The 15280-nt window shown below is 70.3% G+C and carries 14 protein-coding genes; 7 read left to right on the forward strand and 7 right to left on the reverse strand.

What is annotated here, in order from left to right; translation table 11 throughout:
• Positions 1-40 precede the first annotated feature (40 nt).
• The gene (locus OHS71_RS14365) at positions 41-946 is read left to right on the forward strand and encodes a 1-aminocyclopropane-1-carboxylate deaminase/D-cysteine desulfhydrase (protein ID WP_328479769.1); all 906 of its coding nucleotides are present in this window, start codon (positions 41-43) and stop codon (positions 944-946) included.
• 39 nt (positions 947-985) lie between these two features.
• On the opposite strand, the gene OHS71_RS14370 is transcribed toward OHS71_RS14365, so the two are convergent.
• The gene (locus OHS71_RS14370; protein ID WP_328484513.1) at positions 986-2584 is read right to left on the reverse strand and encodes a Na+/H+ antiporter; all 1599 of its coding nucleotides are present in this window, start codon (positions 2582-2584) and stop codon (positions 986-988) included.
• Positions 2585-2643: 59 nt separating this feature from the next.
• Between OHS71_RS14370 and OHS71_RS14375 the strand changes: the two genes are divergently transcribed.
• The 3 genes from OHS71_RS14375 to OHS71_RS14385 all read left to right on the forward strand — a co-directional run bounded on the left by OHS71_RS14375 (position 2644) and on the right by OHS71_RS14385 (position 4768).
• A complete protein-coding gene (locus tag OHS71_RS14375) occupies positions 2644-2904 on the forward strand; it encodes a UBP-type zinc finger domain-containing protein (RefSeq protein ID WP_328479770.1) in 261 nt (86 codons plus the stop codon).
• A gap of 341 nt (positions 2905-3245) precedes the next feature.
• Positions 3246-3659 (forward strand): anti-sigma regulatory factor, encoded by a 414-nt coding sequence (locus tag OHS71_RS14380; protein ID WP_020130755.1) that lies wholly within the window; start codon positions 3246-3248, stop codon positions 3657-3659.
• A gap of 17 nt (positions 3660-3676) precedes the next feature.
• Positions 3677-4768: an RNA polymerase sigma factor SigF gene (locus tag OHS71_RS14385; protein ID WP_328479771.1), complete on the forward strand. Its 1092-nt coding sequence runs from the start codon at positions 3677-3679 to the stop codon at positions 4766-4768.
• Positions 4769-4818: 50 nt separating this feature from the next.
• Here OHS71_RS14385 and OHS71_RS14390 read toward each other — a convergent pair whose 3' ends face one another.
• A complete protein-coding gene (locus OHS71_RS14390; RefSeq protein ID WP_328479772.1) occupies positions 4819-5271 on the reverse strand; it encodes a hypothetical protein in 453 nt (150 codons plus the stop codon).
• 146 nt (positions 5272-5417) lie between these two features.
• On the opposite strand from OHS71_RS14390, the gene OHS71_RS14395 reads away from it, so the two are divergent.
• Positions 5418-6386 (forward strand): diacylglycerol/lipid kinase family protein, encoded by a 969-nt coding sequence (locus OHS71_RS14395; RefSeq protein ID WP_328479773.1) that lies wholly within the window; start codon positions 5418-5420, stop codon positions 6384-6386.
• A gap of 318 nt (positions 6387-6704) precedes the next feature.
• Positions 6705-6962, forward strand: coding sequence for a WhiB family transcriptional regulator (locus tag OHS71_RS14400; RefSeq protein WP_006380970.1), 258 nt, complete (start codon positions 6705-6707; stop codon positions 6960-6962).
• A gap of 184 nt (positions 6963-7146) precedes the next feature.
• Here the strand turns inward: OHS71_RS14400 and OHS71_RS14405 are convergent, their stop codons facing one another.
• Complete coding sequence (locus OHS71_RS14405) at positions 7147-8622, reverse strand: sensor histidine kinase (protein ID WP_328479774.1); 1476 nt, start codon at positions 8620-8622, stop codon at positions 7147-7149.
• A gap of 575 nt (positions 8623-9197) precedes the next feature.
• Here OHS71_RS14405 and nagB point away from each other — a divergent pair.
• Positions 9198-9983 (forward strand): glucosamine-6-phosphate deaminase, encoded by a 786-nt coding sequence (gene nagB / locus OHS71_RS14410; RefSeq protein ID WP_328479775.1) that lies wholly within the window; start codon positions 9198-9200, stop codon positions 9981-9983.
• A 170-nt stretch (positions 9984-10153) separates the two neighbouring features.
• On the opposite strand, the gene OHS71_RS14415 is transcribed toward nagB, so the two are convergent.
• The 4 genes from OHS71_RS14415 to OHS71_RS14430 all read right to left on the reverse strand — a co-directional run bounded on the left by OHS71_RS14415 (position 10154) and on the right by OHS71_RS14430 (position 14931).
• On the reverse strand, positions 10154-11665 hold the full coding sequence (locus OHS71_RS14415) for a glycoside hydrolase family 3 protein (RefSeq protein WP_328479776.1): 1512 nt from the start codon (positions 11663-11665) through the stop codon (positions 10154-10156).
• Between the two features lie 7 nt (positions 11666-11672).
• Positions 11673-12539 carry a carbohydrate ABC transporter permease gene (locus OHS71_RS14420; RefSeq protein ID WP_328479777.1) on the reverse strand — a complete coding sequence of 289 codons (867 nt, stop codon included), beginning with the start codon at positions 12537-12539 and terminating at the stop codon, positions 11673-11675.
• Positions 12536-13531: a carbohydrate ABC transporter permease gene (locus OHS71_RS14425; RefSeq protein WP_328479778.1), complete on the reverse strand. Its 996-nt coding sequence runs from the start codon at positions 13529-13531 to the stop codon at positions 12536-12538. Before OHS71_RS14425 ends, OHS71_RS14420 begins: the two co-directional genes overlap by 4 nt.
• A 119-nt stretch (positions 13532-13650) precedes the next feature.
• Entirely contained in the window at positions 13651-14931 is a 1281-nt protein-coding gene (locus OHS71_RS14430; protein WP_328479779.1) for an extracellular solute-binding protein, read from the reverse strand.
• Positions 14932-15280: the final 349 nt, after the last annotated feature.

Raw genomic sequence — 15280 nt, forward strand, 5'->3', positions numbered from 1 at the left:
ATGGATCAACGGGGTGCTGGGAACAGGCACGTTTCACCGAATGCTGTTCGACAATGAGCGGGTGACCGACCTGCGCCCCCACCTGCCGTCTCCGCTCCGGGAAGTGTCCGACGACCGGTTCGGGCGGCACGGGGTACGGCTGCTGCTGAAGCGGGACGACCTGATCCATCCCGAGGTGATCGGCAACAAATGGCGCAAGCTCGCTCCCAACCTGGAGCGGGCGGCGGGCGGAACCCTCCTGACCTTCGGCGGCGCCTACTCCAACCACCTGCGGGCCACGGCCGCGGCCGGCCGGCTCCTCGGTCTTCCCACGGTGGGGGTGGTGCGCGGCGACGAACTGGCCGGCCGGCCGCTGAACCCCTCCCTGGCCCGGTGCGCGGCCGACGGCATGCGCCTGCACTTCGTGGAACGCTCGACGTACCGGCGCAAGACGGAGCCGGACGTGCTCGAGGCGATCGTGGAAGCGGTCAGGGCACCGGACGCGTACGTGGTCCCCGAGGGCGGCAGCAACGCGGCGGCGGTCCGCGGCTGCCGGGCGCTGGGCGAGGAGCTCCGCCGCCGTACCGACGTCGTCGTCCTCGCCTGCGGTACCGGCGGCACGCTCGCCGGTCTGGCGGCCGGGCTCGCCCCCGGTCAGCGGGCCCTGGGCATACCGGTCCTCAGGGGAGGGTTCCTGGAGGACGGCATACAGGCGCTCCAGGAGGATGCCTTCGGCGGCCGACGGGGCGAGTGGACGCTCGACGAGCGCTTCCACTTCGGCGGGTACGCCCGTGTCACCCCCGGCCTGGAGGCCTTCGCGGCGGACTTCGAGCAGCGCCACGGTGTTCCCGTGGAGCGTCTGTATGTCGCCAAGTCGCTCTACGGTCTTGTCACCCTCGTGGAGGAGGGCGCCTTCCCGCGCGGGACGACCGTGACGGCCGTGATCACCGGCCGCCCGTTCCCGTAGGAGTGAGGGGACAGCGGTGTACGCGTGCGTGCGCCGGGCCTACGCCGTCTCGCGGTAGGCCGCCGCCTCCTCCAGGTCCAGTCGCCGCAGCAGCGTGCGCAGCATCTCGTCGTCGATGTAGCGGCCGTCCCGCAACCGGACGAACATCTCGCGCTCGGCGCTGATCATCTCGCGCGCGAGGCGCCGGTAGGTGTCGTCGACGGTTTCGCCGGTGACCGGGTTGGCCTGCCCGAGCCGCTCCCAGACGGCGTTGCGGCGGCGCTCCAGCACGCTGCGCAGGCGGTCGGCCAGCGGCGGGGGCAGGGCGTTGCGCTCGTCGGACAGGAGCGCGTCCAGACGCTCCTCGGCGACGCGGGAGGCCTGCGCCTGGGCGTTGGCCTCGGCGAGCGTCGCGGCCTGCGGGTCGGCCTCGGGGAATCTCAGGAGCCGGATCAGCGGGGGCAGGGTCAGTCCCTGCACCACCAGGGTGCCGATGACCGTCGTGAAGGTGAGGAAGAGGATCAGATTGCGGTGCGGGAAGGGCGCGTCACCGTGGTCCACGGTCAGCGGGATGGAGAAGGCGATGGCCAGCGAGACCACGCCCCGCATGCCGGCCCAGGCGATGACTATCGGTCCCCGCCACGTCGGGTTGGCCTCCCGCGCGCGGATGCGGGCCGACAGCAGGCGGGGCAGGAAGGTCGCCGGGTACACCCAGAGGAAGCGCGTCGCCACGACCACGAGGAAGAGCGCCACGGCGTACCAGGCGGCGTCCAGGCCCTCGTAGGCGCCCAGGCCCTTCAGGACCACGGGGAGCTGGAGGCCGATCAGGGCGAAGACCGCCGACTCGAGGACGAAGGCGACCATCTTCCACACGGCCTCCTCCTGGAGGCGGGTCGCGAAGTCGACCTCCCACGCGCGGTGGCCCAGGTAGAGCGCGACGACGACCACGGCGATGACGCCGGAGGCGTGGAACTGCTCGGCGGCCGAGTACGCGACGAAGGGGATCAGCAGGGAGAGCGTGTTCTGGAGGAGGGGCTCCTTGAGGTGGGTCCGCAGCCAGTGCAGCGGGGCCATCAGGATCAGGCCGACGGCCGTTCCGCCGACCGCGGCCACCAGGAACTCCTCGATGCCACCGGCCCAGGAGGCGCCCTCGCCGACCACGACCGCGAGGGCCACCTTGTAGGCGGTGATCGCGGTGGCGTCGTTCAGCAGCGACTCGCCCTGGAGGATGGTGGTGATCCGCGAGGGCAGGCCCACCCGGCGTGCCACCGCCGTGGCGGCGACCGCGTCCGGTGGCGCCACCACCGCGCCCAGCACCAGCGCCGCCGTCAGCGGCAGCCCGGGGACGATCAGGTAGGCGGCCCAGCCGACGGCGAAGGTCGCGAAGAGCACGTACCCGACCGACAGCAGGGCCACCGGCCGCATCTGGGCGCGCAGGTCGAGGTAGGAGCTGTCGGTGGCCGACGTGTACAGCAGCGGCGGCAGCAGGAGCGGCAGTACCACGTCCGGGTCAAGGGTGTAGTCGGGCACCCCGGGCACGTAGGACACCACCAGGCCGACCGCCACCAGCAGCAGCGGCGCGGGCACCGGGGTGCGCCGTGCCGCGGCCGCGACCGCCGCGCTGCCGGCCACCAGCAACAGCAGTGGCATCACGTCCATGTCCTGCCCGCCCTCGTTTTCCGCGCGGTCGTCCGCACGCCCGTCGTAATCTGGCAATCATGAAACAGTGCACGCACGCCGACGCGCTGCCCCACCCCGAACCCGTCCCCCTCGGCGAGACGTGTCCGGAGTGCCTGCGGGACGGCACCCATCCTGTGCAACTGCGGTTGTGCCTGACGTGCGGCCACGTCGGCTGCTGCGACTCGTCGCCGAGCCGGCACGCGACGGAGCACCACAAGGAGTCGGGTCATCCGGTGATGCGGACCTTCGAACCCGGCGAGAACTGGCGCTGGTGTTTCGTCGACCATGTGCTCGTATGAGGAGACCATGCCACGTACAGACCCTTTCGGTGCGCCCCGGCCCCGCGTGAACTTCCGAGGCGGTGCGAGCGTTGAACTCATGAGACGCTCCGGCCGTCCGGCGGGTACGGTTCGACCATCTGACGCCTGGGTACGTCAACCCGGCGCGCCCTCTTCCCATTTGGGCCGACGGACCTCTAGACACGGAGCGTGTTCACAGCTTTACTGTGAGTGACGTCAGGGGTTGGGGTCCCGGGGACAGGAAACTTGAGAGCGCGATAGCGTCACCGCTGCACCACCCATGCGTTACCCCGGGGGGCGACCCTCGGCCCCGAAAAGCTTGTACCACCTTGGAGGTGAGGGTGTCCCAGATCGCAGGCGAGCCCGCGACCCAGGACTTCGTCGAAGTCCGGCTGCCGGCTGCGGGTGCCTACCTGTCGGTGCTGCGGACGGCCACGGCCGGCCTCGCGGCCCGTTTGGACTTCACCCTGGACGAGATCGAGGACCTGCGCATCGCGGTGGACGAGGCCTGCGCGATCCTGCTCCAGCAGGCCGTGCCCGGCTCGGTTCTCAGCTGTGTGTTCCGACTCGTCGACGACTCGCTGGAAGTCACCGTCTCCGCGCCGACCACGGACGGGCACGCCCCCTCGCGGGACACCTTCGCCTGGACCGTCCTGTCCGCCCTCGCGGGCAAGGTGTCCTCCGCCGTCGACGAGGACAAGACCGTGACGATCAGCCTCTACAAACAACGCGGCGCGGGACCCGGGCCGGCGTGAGGAACGGGGACGGGCCGGTGCGGGACGAAGAGCGCGGCGCACGGGAGCTGCCGGCCGGAAAGGCCGACATTCCCGTCTCTCCGGACGGTTCCCGACGCATGGCGGACGGTATCGACGGCATTCCGGAGCAGGCCCGGCCGCATCCGGAGGACGACTCGGCCTCCGCGCAGGCCGGTCCGCCGGAAGGCGCCGTGCAGGGCTCGCCTCGGGAGAGGCGGATCGGGGGCTCGCCCCCAGGCCGAGCAGAGGCGAGGGCTCGACAGAGGGCGACGGGCGGGACAATGAGCGAGCACGGGCGAGACGGCGAACAGAGCGTGCCGGGCACGCGGCACGAACCACCGGCAACCCCCGTGGCGGGGGACCGCAGCGGGGCACGCGCGATGTTCGTCGAGCTGCGCAAGCTCGAGAGCACCAGTGCCGAGTACGCGGAGATGCGCAACCAGCTGGTCCGCATGCATCTGCCGCTCGTCGAGCACCTCGCGCGGCGCTTCCGCAACCGCGGCGAGCCGCTCGACGACCTCACCCAGGTCGCCACCATCGGCCTGATCAAGTCGGTCGACCGCTTCGACCCGGAGCGCGGCGTGGAGTTCTCCACGTACGCGACCCCGACGGTGGTCGGCGAGATCAAGCGGCACTTCCGTGACAAGGGCTGGGCGGTGCGGGTGCCGCGTCGGCTCCAGGAGCTGCGCCTGGCGCTGACCACGGCGACGGCCGAGCTGTCGCAGCAGCACGGCCGCTCCCCCACGGTCCATGAGCTCGCCGAGAAGCTGGCCATCTCGGAGGAGGAGGTCCTGGAGGGCCTGGAGTCGGCCAACGCGTACTCCACGCTCTCGCTGGACGTGCCCGACACCGACGACGAGTCGCCGGCCGTCGCGGACACCCTCGGCGCGGAGGACGAGGCGCTGGAGGGCGTCGAGTACCGGGAGTCCCTCAAGCCGCTCCTGGAGGACCTCCCGCCGCGCGAGAAGCGGATCCTGCTGCTGCGGTTCTTCGGCAACATGACCCAGTCGCAGATCGCGCAGGAGGTCGGCATCTCACAGATGCACGTCTCGCGTCTGCTGGCCCGCACGCTGGCCCAGCTGCGGGAGAAGCTGCTCGTCGAGGAGTAGCGCAGCGCGGTATGCAGCGCGGGATCGACGGGGCGGCGGTGGAACAGCGGCTACTCCGACGCGCGGCCGGGCCCCCGGATCCCGAGGGCCCGGGTCGTCTCCTTGTTGACGATCAGGACGAGCGACGCGACGGCGACGGCGGCGAGCGCGATGCCCGCCGGGATCGCCAGACTGTCGGCCTGGAGCAGGTTGTAGGCCACCGGCAGCGCCATGATCTGCGTGATGACGGCGGGCCCGCGGCTCCAGCCGCGCAGCCTCAGCAGCCCTCCGGCGGCGAGCAGCGGCAGCAGCGCGAGCACGATCAGCGTGACCCCGCCGGTGACGGCCTGCCCGCGGTCGTCCGGGTCGCCGCCGATCCCGAGGACGAGCATCCACAGCCCGCCGACGACCAGCGCCAGCCCTTCCAGGGCGACGAGCACGGCGGCGTACGTCAGCCGGCGGGGGCGGGAACCGGCGGTTTCCGGGGCCGCTTCCGGGGCGGCGGGGGTCTGGTCACTGCTCACTCCTGAAGGGTAGCCCGCGGTCCGATCGCCCGCCGGGCCGCCCGCGAGCAGGGCCGCGTCGCCCGTGTCGAGGCTCACCCCGCGATCTCTTACCCGATCCCCACCTGGCCTGTGCCCGGTACCACCCAGTAGGTACGCTGCAACTCATGCGTGCACTTCTCGTGGTCAATCCGGCGGCAACCACTACCAGTGCACGGACGCGCGACGTCCTCATCCACGCGCTCGCGAGCGAGATGAAGCTCGACGCGGTCACCACGGAGTACCGGGGGCACGCGCGCGATCTGGGCCGGCAGGCCGCGGACAGCGGGAACGTCGACCTGGTCGTGGCGCTCGGCGGCGACGGGACGGTCAACGAGGTCGTCAACGGTCTTCTGCACGCGGGCCCCGATCCGGAGAGCCTGCCCGGCCTCGCGGTCGTCCCCGGTGGTTCCACCAATGTCTTCGCCCGTGCCCTGGGGCTGCCCAACGACCCGGTGGAGGCCACCGGCGCGCTGCTGGACGCCCTGCGTGAGGGCAGCGAGCGTACGGTCGGACTCGGCCTGGCCGCGGGCACGCCCGGCACGGAGGACGAGGCGGTGCCGTCGCGCTGGTTCACCTTCAACGCCGGGCTCGGCTTCGACGCCGGAGTGGTGGGGCGGGTGGAGCAGCAGCGCGAGCGCGGCAGGAGATCCACACACGCTCTCTACATCCGCCAGGCCGTTCGCCAGTTGTTGGGTGAGTCACAGCGACGGCACGGGTCGATCACGCTGGAACGGGAAGGCGTCGAACCGGTGACCGATTTGGTGCTGTCCATAGTCTGCAATACGGCTCCGTGGACCTATCTGGGCAATCGCCCGGTGTACGCGTCGCCTAAGGCCTCGTTCGATACAGGGCTCGACGTACTCGGTCTCAGCCGTCTGTCCACGGCCTCGGTTGCCCGATATGGCACCCAGTTGCTCACTTCGTCCCCCGAGCGGGGACCACACGGCAAGCATGCGGTCTCACTGCACGATCTGGACCGGTTCACCTTGCATTCGAAGGTCCCTTTGCCCCTTCAGATGGACGGTGACCACCTGGGGCTGCGAACAAGCGTGACGTTCACAGGCGTACGCCGTGCACTGCGTGTGATTGTGTGAGCAGAAAGGGCTGAAGTCCTTTCACTCGAACGTTTAGGCCAGGATCCACCCCATGGAAGTACGGCTGTGACCTAGTCGACACCGAGGAATCAAAAAAAACTTTCCGGTAGGGGTTGTATCCGCCGCTGAGGTTTGCGAGTCTCTACGTGGCGATCGGGACAGCCCGCAACACCGGCATCCACTGATCACCGGAACCCCTCTTCAAACACCAGGACCACGCCAGGGAACTGGCTGGTGGCCCTTCACTTGTTGAGGGATTCGTGAAAGCGTTCACATTCACAAGCAACCTGCACGTAATACCAAGGAGAGGTAGCAGCCATGGACTGGCGTCACAACGCCGTTTGCCGCGAGGAAGACCCCGAGCTCTTCTTCCCCATCGGCAACACCGGTCCTGCGCTGCTGCAGATCGAGGAAGCCAAGGCCGTCTGCCGTCGCTGCCCGGTTATGGAGCAGTGTCTGCAGTGGGCGCTCGAGTCCGGCCAGGACTCCGGCGTCTGGGGTGGCCTCAGCGAGGACGAGCGTCGCGCCATGAAGCGCCGCGCCGCCCGCAACCGGGCCCGCCAGGCAACCGCCTGACAACACCCGCCCCGCAAGCCTGAGCTTGGCGGCGCGTACAGCGAGTACGCATCTCCCGCCCCCGAGCCGCAGCGCGCAGTACCCCCGATGCGCAGCACACGCTGGCAACGAGCATTCGAGCCCCGGACCCCTGAACGGTCCGGGGCTTCTTGCTGCGCCGTGCGCCCGTGCCGTCGGACAGCCGCTACTTCTGCGCGCTCACCGGGATGTCCAGGATCACCTGCGTACCGCGCTCCGGCGCCGGGACCATGTCGAAGGTTCCGCCCAACTCGCCCTCCACCAGCGTCCGTACGATCTGGAGGCCGAGGTTGCCTGAGGTGTGCGGGTCGAAACCCGCGGGCAGGCCGACGCCGTCGTCCTGGACGGTGACCAGCAGACGGCCCTCCTTCGTGGTGCCGCCGCGGATGGCGGAGACCTCGACCGTGCCGGTGTCGCCCTCCACGAAACCGTGCTCCAGGGCGTTCTGGAGGATCTCGGTGAGCACCATGGACAGCGGGGTGGCGACCTCGGCGTCCAGGATGCCGAAGCGTCCGCTGCGCCGGCCGGCGACCTTGCCCGGGGAGATCTCGGCGACCATCGCCAGCACACGGTCGGCGATCTCGTCGAACTCCACCCGCTCGTCCAGGTTCTGAGACAACGTCTCATGCACGATGGCGATCGAGCCGACCCGGCGGACCGCCTCCTCCAGGGCCTCCCGACCGCGCTCGGACTCGATACGCCGGGCCTGGAGCCGCAACAGGGCCGCCACCGTCTGGAGGTTGTTCTTCACCCGGTGGTGGATCTCCCGGATGGTCGCGTCCTTGGTGATCAACTCGCGCTCTCGGCGGCGCAGTTCGGTGACGTCACGCAGGAGCACGAGCGCGCCGATGCGGGTGCCCTTCGGCTTGAGCGGGATCGCCCGGAACTGGATGACCCCGTCCCTGGCCTCGATCTCGAACTCGCGGGGCGCCCAGCCGCTGGCGACCTTGGCGAGCGCCTCGTCCACCGGACCCCGGGTCGGAGCGAGTTCCGCGGTGGTCAGGCCGAGGTGCTGGCCGACCAGGTCGGAGGCGAGGCCCATGCGGTGGTAGGCCGACAGCGCGTTCGGGGAGGCGTACTGGACGATGCCGTCGCCGTCCACGCGGATCAGGCCGTCGCCGACGCGCGGGGCCGCGTCCATGTCCATCTGCTGGTTGGGGAACGGGAAGGAACCGGCCGCGATCATCTGCGCGAGGTCCGAGGCGCTCTGGAGGTAGGTGAGTTCCAGACGGCTCGGGGTGCGCACGGTGAGCAGGTTGGTGTTGCGGGCGATGACCCCGAGGACGCGCCCCTCACGCCGTACGGGGATCGACTCGACCCGGACGGGGACCTCCTCGCGCCATTCCGGGTCGCCCTCGCGCACGATCCGGCCCTCGTCCAGGGCGGCGTCCAGGAGGGGGCGGCGGCCGCGCGGGACGAGGTGGCCGACCATGTCGTCCTGGTAGGAGGTCGGGCCCGTGTTGGGCCGCATCTGGGCGACGGAGACATAGCGGGTGCCGTCACGGGTGGGGACCCACAGGACGAGGTCGGCGAAGGAGAGGTCGGAGAGCAGTTGCCACTCCGAGACCAGCAGGTGGAGCCACTCGAGGTCGGAGTCGTCGAGTGCGGTGTGCTGGCGTACGAGTTCGTTCATGGAGGGCACGTCTGCGAGCGTACCCGTGGGTCTGTGCGTGGCCTAAACCCGTCGGCGGCGCGCGCTCGGCGCGGGGCCCGGAAAACACCCGCGGGCCGCGGCGCCTGGGAGGGACCCTCAGCCCTCCCGGCACCGCAGCCCGGAGCAGTATCGGCCGCGGGGTGTGCGGTCCCGTCGACCGAAGGTTGAGGAACCGGGGCAGTCAGGGCAGAGAGCTCCGGGTCCTCGGTCCGCCTTCCTGTGCGGGGAAGACGGAAGTTCTGCGTCTCGCTACCTTGCCATTGTGGACTAGACCACTAGGGGTGTCCATGCCTGGAAGGCTGTCTGTCGTGGTGGCTGTGCGGACGCTCTGACATCCACAACGCAGCCTAGCCTGTGCGGGTTCCCGCGCGGGGCCGGAAGGGCGGGACATTTTCGGCGCTCCGCCCCGGACACGGCCGCCCGGCCCCTTCCTCCGCCCCCGCCCGCACCCACACCCGCACCCGAGACGGGCGCGGCCGATTCTGTTAGATTGACCCCATAGATTGGTCTAAACCACATAGCCCTTCCGGGTCCCTGGGCCCCTCTCAGAACGGCAGGCCAGCGTGGAAGTTGTCATCGTTGCGGACGCCCGGTCGGGCGGCGAGCTGATCGCCCGGGCCATGGCGCGGCTCCTGCGGCGCAAGCCGGACGCCCTGCTCGGCGTGGCCACCGGCTCCACCCCGCTGCCCGTGTACCAGGCGCTGGCGGCCGAGGTGCGCTCCGGCGCCGTCGACACCGCACGGGCCCGGATCGCCCAGCTCGACGAGTACGTGGGGCTGCCCGCCGAGCACCCCGAGTCCTACCGTTCGGTGCTGCGGCGGGAGGTGCTCGAACCGCTGGGGATCGGCATGGACGCCTTCCTCGGCCCGGACGGCACGGCGACGGACGTGCAGGCCGCGTGCGAGGCCTACGACCGCGCGCTGGCCGCGGCCGGCGGGGTGGACCTCCAGCTGCTCGGCATCGGCACCGACGGACACATCGGCTTCAACGAGCCGTGCTCCTCACTGGCCTCACGCACCCGGATCAAGACGCTGACCGAGCAGACCCGCATCGACAACGCGCGCTTCTTCGGGGGCGACATCGAGCAGGTGCCGCACCACGTCATCACCCAGGGGATCGGGACGATCCTGGAGGCCCGGCACCTGGTGCTGCTCGCCACCGGGGAGGGCAAGGCGGACGCCGTCGCGGCCACCGTCGAGGGTCCGGTCGCCGCGGTGTGCCCGGCCTCCGCGCTCCAGCTCCACCCGCACGCGACGGTCGTCGTCGACGAGTCCGCCGCGTCCAAGCTGAAGCTCGCGGAGTACTTCCGGCACACCTACGCCAACAAGCCCGCCTGGCAGGGAATCTAGGGCCTGCCGGGATCCAGTCGGTCGCGCCGGTCTCGTCGGTTTCCGTCCGCCGGGCCGGGTCTCACGGGGACCGCGGGCCGTCTCGGCCGGTCGCGCGGCCCCGCGCCCCCGCGGAACGCGACAGGCGCCGGTTTCCCCGAGGGGAGCCGGCGCCTGTCGCGTCGTGGAAGCTACCGGCCCGCGATGACCTCCGCCGCCGCACGGCCGCAGACCCGGGCCGCGCCGTGGGTGGCGATGTGCAGAGCGCCCCGGGGCGGGGCCTGGGGGACGCCCATCTCGACGACGACCGTGTCCGGGCGGGCGGTCAGCAGGTCTCCGAGGGCCGAGGCCATCCAGGGGTGCCGGTGCTCGTCGCGGACCACGGCGACGATCCGCCGCTCCCCCGCCGCGACCAGCGCCGCCTGCCCCGCGTCGGCGCCCGAGAAGCTGCCCGTCCGCGTCCCCGGCAGCAGCTGGACCAGCTCCGCCGCGACGCCCCAGGGGGTCTCGTCGCCGACGGCGAAGTTGGCGACCGGCGTGAGGGCCGCGACGAACGGGGGTTCGGTGAGCGGGGTGAAGACGTCCTCGCCGGTGAGGCGCAACGCCCGGCGGGCGGCGATCAGCCCGACATCGGCCCGTACGCCATCCGTCCGGCCCGTCCCTTCCCCGGTGCCGACGGCGGCCGTGCGCCCCGGGGCCGTCCAGCCGGCCAGTTCGCGTACCCGTCGGGCCGCGTCCGCGAGGCGTTGCTCGGGCAGCTCTCCGGTGCGGACGGCCGTGACCAGGGCGTCGCGCAGCTTCCGTACCGTCTCGTCGTCGGCGAGGCCGCCGCCCACGCAGATGGCGTCGGCGCCGGCCGCGACGGCGAGGACGCTGCCGCGTTCGATGCCGTAGGTCGCGGCGACGGCCTGCATCTCCATGCCGTCGGTGACGATCAGACCGTCGTAGCCGAGTTCCTCGCGCAGCAGGGTGGTGAGGATACGACGGGACAACGTTGCCGGGCGGGCCGGGTCCAGGGCCGGGACCAGGATGTGCGCGCTCATCACCGCGCGGGTGCCGGCGGCGATGGCGGCTCGGAACGGCGCCAGTTCGCGTTCCGCGAGGACCGCCGGGTCGGCGTCGATGCGTGGCAGGGCGTGATGGGAGTCGACGGCCGTGTCGCCGTGGCCGGGGAAGTGCTTGGTGCAGGCCGCCACGCCCGCCGACTGGAGGCCGGTGACGTAGGCGGCGGTGTGCCGGGCGACCAGGGCGGGGTCAGGGCCGAAGGAGCGGACCCCGATCACCGGGTTCGCGGGGTTGGAGTTCACGTCGGCGGAGGGCGCCCAGTTGAGGTTGACCCCGCACTCCGCGAGGCGTCGGCCCAGCTCCGCGGCCACCTCCAGGGTGAGCGCCACGTCGTCCACCGCGCCCAGCGCGTGGTTGCCGGGGAAGCTGGAGCCGGTGCGCACCTCCAGGCGCGTGACGTCTCCGCCCTCCTCGTCGATCGCGACCAGGACGTCGTCGCGTTCCGCGCGCAACTGGGCGGTCAGCGAGGCGAGCTGCTCGGGCGTGGCGATGTTCCTGCCGAACAGGCCCACCGAGGCCAGGCCCTCGCCGAGCCGGCGCAGCAGCCAGTCGGGGGCGGTGGTGCCGGGGAAGCCGGGTTGCAGGACCGTCAGGGCGTCACGGGTGAGAGTGTCGGTGCCGCTGGCGATTGTCGTCATCGGGGCGTTATCCCTTCACGGCGCCCGCGGTCAGCCCCGCGGCCATCTTGCGCTGGACGAGGAGGAACAGGGCGACGATCGGTACGGCCATCATCGTGGCGCCGGCCATCATCGGGGCGTACTCGGTGCCGTGCTTGGTGGAGAAGTTGCTGAGCCACACCGTCGCCGTCTGGTTCTTCTGGCTGAGCAGCATCAGGGCGTACAGGTACTCGTTCCAGGCCTGGATGAAGCCGTAGACCGAGGTGGCGACCATGCCGGGGGCCAGCAGGGGGAAGACCACCCGGACGAAGGCCCCGGTGCGGCTGCATCCGTCGACCATGGCGGCCTCCTCCAGCTCCTTCGGGATGTTGACGATGAAGCCGCGCAGCGTCCACACCGTGAAGGGGAGGATGAAGGTCAGATACGTGATGATCAGACCGGAGAGCTTGTCGTACTGGTCCAGGTCGTTGAGGAGCAGGAAGACCGGGATGATCATCGCGACGAGCGGGACCATCTGGACGGCCAGGATGCCCACGATCACGACCTTGCGGCCGCGGAAGGCGAACCGGGAGATGGCCAGGGCGGCCAGCATGCCGACGACGACGCCGATCGCGACGACCGCCAGCGAGACGAACAGGCTGCGGCCCACGGGACCCCAGAAGTCGGCGATGCTCAGCGCGCGGCGGAAGTTGTCGAGGGTGATACCCGTCGGCAGCAGGCTCGGGTCCGGGTCGATCGCGTCCTTCGCCGGCTTGAACGCCGTGTTGAGCATCCAGTAGACGGGGAAGCCCGCGACGGCGAAGACGAGCAGACCGAGCAGGTTCCAGCCGTACTTCGGCCTGCGGCGCCCGGACCGGCTTTCCGTCCGGCTCGCCCCGGAGGCAATGGCGCTCATTCGACCTCTCCGATCTTCAGCATCTGGCGCATGTAGACGGCGACCACCCCGAGCAGCAGCAGCACGGTGATCAGGGCGATCGCCGAGCCCTGTCCGTAGTCGTTGACGACGAAGGCGCGGTCGTAGGAGTACGTCGTCAGGATCTGGAACTCGGCTTCCGGGTGCCCGTTGCGCATGACGAAGACCTGAGGGAAGACGCCCATGTCCCAGATGACCGACAGGGTCGTGAGCATCACGATGATCGGCTTGAGGATGGGCAGGGTGACGTACCGGAAGACGCCCCAGGCGCCCGCGCCGTCGAGGCGGGCGGCCTCCTCCAGCTCGGCCGGGACCTGGGTGAGGCCGGCGCTGAGGGTGATGACCACGAAGGGCACGGCTCCCCACACCACGAGGAGCATGATGACCGCCAGCCCCTGCGGGCCGCTGGCGAACCAGTTGTGGCCGATCAGCTCAACGCCCGGCAGCCTGCTCAGGACCGCGTTGAGGATGCCGTAGTCGGCGTCGAACAGCCACTTGAAGACGGTGGTGGCGACGATGACCGGCATGCCCCAGCTCGCCACGAGCGCGATGTTGATGAGGGTCTTCACCCAGCCGGAGACCCGCTGGAGGAGCAGCGCGATCAGCATGCCGATGACCATCGTGAGGATCACGCAGCCGGCCGCGAAGACGATCGTGCGGACGACGACCTGCCAGAACTCGCCGTCGGCCAGTACGCCGGTGAAGTTGCCGAACCCGACGGACTCGGCGGGCTGGAAGCCCCACAGCTGGGACTGCCCGAACTTCTGGAAGGAGAGGGTGACCAGCCGGACCAGGGGATAGCCCATGACCAGGGCGAGGACCAGCAGGCAGGGGGCGAGGAGCAGCCAGGGGGTCGCGGCGCCGCCGGATCTCCGGCCGCCGCGTGGTCTCTTCGCGGCGGGTTCGCCCACGGGCGGTGGTGGCGACTGCCGCGTCGGCGGCACTTCGGCAGTGGTCGTGTCTGCGGCACTCATCCGCGCGCTCCTCAGCGGTCCCTCGGGTCGTACGAAGGCGAACCCCGTACGGGTCGTACGGGAGGCAGGGCCCCGCCCCCGATGAAGCCCTCCGGGGTTCACGGGGCCCTGCCGTCAGGTCACTTGTTGTTGATGACCTTGTCGATCGCGGCGTCCGCGTCCTTCGCGGCGGCCTCGACCGTCTTCTTGCCGGTGCCGATGCTCTGGAGCATGGTCTGGAGCACCTGGGCCTTCTCGACCTGGCCCCAGCCGGGAGCCATCGGGACGAACCAGTTGGACTCGGCGGCGGTGGCGGGGACCGCGGTGGCCGGGTCGTTCTTGAGGGTCGCGAGGTCGGTCTTGTTGTTGGGCAGGTTGCCCTTGGCCATCAGGCCCTTCTGGCCGGCCGGGCCGGTGAAGGCGTTGATCCACTCGGCGGCGAGGGTCTGCGCGTGCGACTTCACCGGGACGGCGAGGTCGGAACCGCCCAGGAAGACGGGGAGGTTCTTGCCGGACGGACCGGGCATCACGAAGTTCTCGAGGTTGTCCTTGAGCTTGCCGGTCTTGTCGTTCTTCGGGTCGGCGGAGGTCGCGCCCTCCCAGGCCGCGCCGAAGATCATGCCCGACTTGCCCTGGCCGTAGACGATGTAGCGGTCGGACTCGTCCTTGGTCTTGTCGCCGTGCATGTACTTGTCGACGACCGTCTTGAACTCGCCCAGGCCCTTGAGGGACTCGGGCGAGGAGAGGTTCGCCTTCCACTGACCGCCGTCCTCCTTGGCGATCGAGCCGCCGGCGTCGTAGACGAAGGACATGGCCGCGTACCAGTCGCGGGTGGGCTGGTACCAGGCGGAGAACTTGTCGCCCTCCTTCTGCTGGACCTTGTCCAGCGCGGCGGTCAGCTCCGCGTACGTCTTCGGGGTGGACTTGACGCCCACCGAGGCGAAGAGGTCCTTGCGCCAGTTCCCGACGCGCCCGCCGGCGTAGTACGGCACGCCGTAGGTCTTGCCGTCGTAGGTCACCGACGCCTTGAGGCCGTCGAGCCAGGCGGAGGAGTTGTCGAACTTGGAGGTGTCGAGGGGGGCGAAGGCGCCCTTGACCATGTAGCCGAGCATCTCGGTGTTGCCCATCTCGACCACGTCGGGGGCCTTGTCGGTGGCGAGGACCGCGTCGAGCTTGGCGTTCTTGTCCGGCCAGCCGTAGTACTCGTGGTTGATCTTGACGCCGGGGTGCGCCTTCTGCACCGCCGCGTCGGCGGCCTTCACCAGCTCCGGCCAGTTGTTCTGCGCGTCGACGGTGAGCCAGACGGTGAGCTCCTTGGCGTCGGTGCCCTTCGAGTCCCCACTGCCACTGTCGTCCCCGCACGCCGCGATGGAGACCATCATGCCCGCGATACCGATCGCGGCTATCAGCTTGCGCTTCACGCCATCCTCCTCAGGGATACCACACCCCCCGCCCGCGGGCCGGGACCTCGATCTGGACCAATGGTGTAGACCAGTGCGCAGAGCTTGGCTCAGACCAATAAGCCTGTCAAGGGTGGCCGAACCCCCTCCGAACAGCCGTTATGGGACCTACATATGCAGGAACCTTTAAGTAAGAAGGCGGCGAAAACATCGACCGCGGAGGGCGCCTCCCCGGTAGACCATTTGCCCTGGTGGACTAGACCAACCAGAATTGCGACGGTATACAGAGGGATCACGGAACGGTGGCACAGCATCCCCGCGTCCGTGCCACGATGTGAGCCGCGGCCGACGGCATGTCGGCCATTTCGGC

This window comes from Streptomyces sp. NBC_00377 (assembly GCF_036075115.1).
Classification (GTDB): Bacteria; Actinomycetota; Actinomycetes; order Streptomycetales; family Streptomycetaceae; genus Streptomyces.